General features: G+C 61.9%; 1 protein-coding gene. It reads left to right on the top strand.

The window, feature by feature from the left end:
* A partial coding sequence (locus AC0QHF_RS24215; RefSeq protein WP_324706827.1) for an Ig-like domain-containing protein occupies positions 1-404 on the top strand: 404 nt, incomplete at both ends.

Here is a 404-nt window from a genome sequence, read left to right as displayed (position 1 = left end):
TATCAAGACGGAACCGAGCTCGGCACCACAATTGCCGACGCGGACGGTAACTGGACCTTTACCCCCACCGCCGCCTTAACCGAAGGCACGTTTAGCTTGACGGCTCAAGCTACCGACGCGGCGGGGAACATCTCCGAAACCTCTGCGGCACTCAGTCTCACCGTGGATACCACCGCGCCGGATACCACCCCACCCGACGCCCCGGTTATCACCAGCGACGGTATCACCAACGACACCACCCCCGACATCACCGGCACCGCCGAACCCGGCAGCACCGTCACTATTTATCAAGACGGAACTGAGCTCGGCACCACCACCGCCGATGATTCCGGCAACTGGAGTTTCACCCCCACCGCCGCCTTAACCGAAGGCACGTTTAGCTTGACGGCTCAAGCTACCGACGC

The organism is Lyngbya sp. CCY1209, from assembly GCF_055795065.1.
The sequence above is the reverse complement of the archived record's forward strand: the minus strand, read 5'-3'. Positions and strand labels throughout refer to the sequence as shown.